This is a genomic window from Cupriavidus sp. HPC(L), from assembly GCF_000307735.3.
In the GTDB taxonomy this organism is placed as follows: Bacteria; Pseudomonadota; Gammaproteobacteria; order Burkholderiales; family Burkholderiaceae; genus Cupriavidus.
On sequence record NZ_AMPR02000218.1, the window covers coordinates 1 to 4900 of the forward strand.

3 protein-coding genes are annotated in these 4900 nt (G+C 69.3%); all 3 read right to left on the reverse strand.

Features of this window, described 5'->3' with window-relative positions:
* On the reverse strand, positions 1-1365 hold a 1365-nt coding region (locus B551_RS13315), incomplete at its 3' end, for a GNVR domain-containing protein (RefSeq protein WP_253281351.1).
* A 27-nt stretch (positions 1366-1392) separates the two neighbouring features.
* Positions 1393-2115, reverse strand: a complete 723-nt coding sequence (locus B551_RS13320; protein ID WP_006577453.1) for a Crp/Fnr family transcriptional regulator — start codon at positions 2113-2115, stop codon at positions 1393-1395.
* Positions 2116-2430: 315 nt separating this feature from the next.
* The coding region (locus B551_RS26585; RefSeq protein ID WP_023264289.1) for a glycoside hydrolase family 2 protein at positions 2431-4900 on the reverse strand (2470 nt) is incomplete at its 5' end.

Here is a 4900-nt window from a genome sequence, read left to right on the forward strand (position 1 = left end):
GCGCAGCATCACGCCGCCGATCGCCAGCGCCAGCGCCGCCGCGCCGCCTGCCACCGCGGCCGGCCATGGGCCGATACCGACGGGCACGGTCGAGGCAGCGGCCGCATCGACGACGCGCACCGCGCTGCTGCGGTCGGCCTGCACCAGCGACAGCTGTTCGATCTTGCGGCGCAGGGTCATGTACATGTCCTCGGCCACCTTGACGTCGCGCGTCAACGCCACCGATTCGCGCTCGGACAGCGACAGGTTCTGCATCCGTTCGTCGAGTTCGCGCCGCTCGCGGATCAGCTGCTGGATCTGGCTGTCGACGGTCTTGACCTCGTTCGCATCGGTAGTGAAACGCTGCAGCAGCTTGGTGCGCTCGAGCCGCAGCGCCGCGATCTGGCGCTGGTACTCCATGCTGCCCTGCAGATACGACTGCGCATCCTGCGTCGGCTGGATCGAGCCCGAGCGCGAGCGATAGCGGGTCAGCGCCGACTCCGCGCGTTCGAGCTCGGCCTGCACGCGCGGCAGCTCGGCCGCGAGGAAGGCCAGCGATTCGGCCGCGTCGCCGCGACGGGCGCTGGTCTGCCCGCGGATATAGCCCTCGGCGATGCCGTTGATCAGATCGGCGGCCTGCTTGCGATCGCCGCTTTGCCACGACAGCCGCACGGTGCCGCCCGGCATTTCGCTGACCTTGAGCTGGCTCGCAATCGCATCGACCGTCGCGACCGGATCGCGGCGCATCAGCGTGAAACGCGTGCCGGGTCGCGCGTCGATGCGCGAGATCAGTACCTCGACGCCGTCGACCGCGGCCGACTCGCCGACGCGGCCTTCGAGCAGCGTACGGTTGGCATCGCCGAGGCGGAACGCGCCGCCGCTGAGCACCTCGAGCGTCAGCGGCTTGTTCAGCAGCCGCTCGGGCACTGCGAGCGTATCGAGCGCGATGCGCTCGCCGCCCCATGCGTAGCCCATTCCCGGCGGCCAGGCGCCGCGCACCTGTCCCGGCTCCGACAGCCGCGCTGCCAGCGCGCCCACCAGCGGCGCGCGTACCGGCTCGGCGGTGATGCCCAGCCTGAGCTGCTCGATCACCGGCGCGGCGACCGCGCGGCTCTTCAGAATGCTGGCGTCGAAGCCGGCGGCGGGCGTCGATGGCGCGCCCGGCGTGCCGCTGACGGAAACGTCAGGCCGCGCGACCTGGATCAGCGCCGCGGCTTCGTAGCGCGGCGGCACCGTCAGCGCTGCCAGTCCGGCCACGGCCGCGCCGGCCAGCGTCGCGCCGACCAGCAAGCCCGCGCGATCCTGCAGCGCACGCGCATAGCCGGCCGGCCGCTGCGGCACCACGTTGGGAGCCGGCATCGTTCCGGCGAAAGACAACCTGTCCACGGCAATCTCCTGACGCACTGGCGCAAATCACGCTTCGGCGAGGGCCGGCAGCAGCCGGTCGAATTCGCGCTTGACGAGCTTGTAGCATTCGCACGAATGCGCTTCGAGCCCATGACGATCGAGCACCGTGATATGGCCGCGGCTGTGGTGGATCAGGCCGAGGTCCTCCAGCTTGCCGGCGGCCTCGGTCACGCCCTCGCGGCGCACGCCCAGCATGTTGGCGATGACCTGCTGCGTGATCACCAGCTCGTTGGTCGCCATGCGATCGAGCGCGAGCAGCAGCCAGCGGCACAGCTGCTTGTTCAACGAATGATGGCGATTGCAGACCGCGGTCTGCGCGATCTGCGTCAGCACCGCCTGCACGTACAGCAGCGTGGCGCGCTGGATCGTCGGCGAGCGCATGAACTCCTGGCGCAACGTGCCGGCCGACAGCCGGTACGCGAAGCCCGGCGTGCGGACCTCGACGCGGCACGGCATGGTGTCGCCACCGGTCAGCACCGGAATGCCGACCAGCCCCTCATTGCCGATCGCGGCGATCTCGGCCGTCGCGCCGTTTTCCAGCAGCGACAGCATCGACACGATCGCCGTGGTTGGAAAGTACACATGATGGATGCGTTGACCCGAGTCGGTGAGCAGTTGTCCCGCACGCATCCGTACCAGCTCCAGGTGTCCCGACAGCGTTTCCCATTCCTTGCGCGGCAGCGAGGCCAGCAGGTGGTTGACGTGCAAATCCGAACGTTGACCGATCATTTCTGTTCTCCCTTCTTGTCCTTTTTGTTCCCTGGCTTTCCCTGTTTTCCCCCGCCTCGCACCGATGCCCATCGACGACGTCCGTCACAACCACGAGACAACACGCTGACCGTGACGGCGACGCGGTGCGGCTTGCGTGCTTCCATTAAGTTCCATCTGTGGGACGCCCAACAGTAGCCGCACGGCTGAAACCTGCTCATCCTTCGGTAGGTGGGAATCGGAAGGGAGCCGCGTTACAGCGATGCAACCGTTTGGCGCACCACTTCGGCGACGCGTCGGCGGGTCGTGATGGGGACTGGCCTGCGCGCCGATGCGTCAGGCGCCGTAGCCAAGTGGACGAGGTGCGTTCAGCGCGCGAATCTCACCCATCGGGATGGCTGCGCTCGCCAGACGGTTTAGGCCTTCTGCGGCGCGCCTGTCCCCATGACCCGGTTCGTCGTCGGCACGCAGCAGCACACGGCGGCTCGCGCCGGGTGCGAGATGGAAGTAATCGCTTGCCGGTTGCAGGTTGGCATCGTCGATCTGCACCCAGCGTGCGAAACGGCGCGCCGATATCGTCAGCCACCACTGGCCATCGACACGCTCGACCTGCGCATGCAGCTCCGGCGGCGACAGCGCGGCCGCGCTGCGATCGGGCAGATAGAAAGCCTCGCTGACCACCGTGCCGCTGCCATCGAGCCACGCCGCATGGACCACGTCATGCAGGCGCGGGCCGAAGCGGTAGGCATGGGCGAAGTCGAAGAACTCGCCGGCCAGCTCGGCGCCGCTGACACATTGCACCGAGCGCGGCGCCAGCGTGAAGTCGCGCGCCACGTCGAGCAGCGGCGTCAGACCATCGCGCAGGCAGCGCAGCTGCAGGCGCATCGGCTGCGCGACGGCGCTCTCGTTGATCAGATGCAGATGGACGCCGTTCAGGCCTTCGTCGGTGATCAGCACCTGCAGCGGCTGCCAGACCTGGCGCAGCGCATGCCAGCCCGACTTGGGCCGGCGCAGCGCATCGACGATGCCCCAGCCCGCACCGGGTACCAGGTCCTGCCATTGCCATACCAGCCCGCCGGCACAGCACGAGCCTGCGCGGCGCCATTCGGCAAAGACCTCGCTCATCAGCTCGGCGACCACCGCGCGCGAGCAATACAGATAGCGCGCCGGATCCTCCCGGCGCAGCCGCGCGGGATCGACCGCATAGAGCGACTGCAGGTAGAAGTCGCGCACATCCTCGAAATCCCAACTGGCGCCGGCATCGCGCGGCACCGCGCGCTTCCAGTGCGGATCGTGCACCGGCGCCACACCGGCCATCGTCTCGCGCAGCGTGCGCTCGCATGGCACGTTGGCGAAGGCCAGGCATTCGGCGGCAAAGCGCACACGCGCGCGCCGCGCGTCGTCCAGCGGCCGCTGATAGGCGCCGACGCCGTAGTAGTGGCTGACGCCGCGATCGGGCTGGAACGGCCAGGCACCGCCGCTCGGTGAATTGCGGACATAGGGTACGCAGACGCCGTGCGCGGCGAGGCAGTCGGGAATCACCGCGTCGAACAGCGGCTGGCGCCACGCCTGGCGCGCAGCGCCGAGCATCGCGGCCTGCTGCTCCGCTTCGCTGCCGCCGCACAGCACCGCCAGGCTCGGATGATGGCCATGTGCGGCGAGCCATTGGCGCACCTCTTGGCGGACGTCGTCGAGCAGTGCGGTGCCGGCATCGGAGGCGGGGTTGGCGCCATCGATGTTCGAATAGTCGAAGTTGGCGAATGGAAAGTCCTGCCAGACCAGCAGGCCCATCGCATCGCAGGCCGCGTAGAACGCTTCGCCCTGGTAGCAGGTCACGCCGCTGACGCGAACCATGTTCATGTTGGCCTCGCGCGCCTGCGCCAGCCACGCGGCGCAGTTCCGCGCGTCGGGCGCGTGGCCGTGCAGATCGAGGCTGGCCACGCAGGCGCCGCGGCAGAAGACCGGTACGCCGTTGACGCGGACGACGAAGCCGCCATCGCTGTCGTCGACATCGATCTGCCGGAAGCCGACCCGCGCGCAATGCAGCGTCTGCGCGCCGGCGCGCAACGTGACGTCGTACAGCGCCGGCTCGCCGTGCGTGTGCGGCCACCATTTGCGGACGCGGGGCACCGATACGGTGCCGTGCCATATGGTGTCGTGCTCCGGGCCGTGGTGCGGGCCGGGTCGTTCGATCTGCCGGCACGTCAACGCGGCCTCGTGGCCGTCGATCGCCAGCATCAGCGGACTGTCGAGCGGTGCAGCGACGCCGCGCACCTGTACCGACACGACGCCATCGTTGCCGTCCAGGCGCGCGCTGATCTCGCAGCGCGCGGCGTCGAGCGCTCGCGTGGCCGATGGCGCCGGCAACAGATCGATCTCGCGCCATGGCCCGACCGCGTGGACGGGCGGACACCAGCCCGGCATATGGCCGAGCAGCGTGGTGCGGACATGCCGCAACGATGGCAACGACACCAGCCGCGGCTTCCATCGCACCGGGCCGCGGCGGCCCCGCAACGCACGTTCGAGAGAACGAAAGCACAGCGACAGCGTGTGGGTACCCGACAGCGTCAGCGCGATCTCGTGCTCGACGAACATCGAACGGCTGTCAAGCACGCGCGTGCCGTCGAGCCACACCTCGCAGATCGTGGCGAGGCCGCGTAGCCGCAGAGTGTGCAGTCCCTCGCCGGAGATCGGCACGCGATACCAGTAGTCGCGCCCGTGCAAGGCAGGCGGCGCCTCGTCGCACCAGCGGCCGGCCGCCTGCAGCGCCCGCGCGACCGTGCCGGGGACCGGAGCGGGCAGCCAG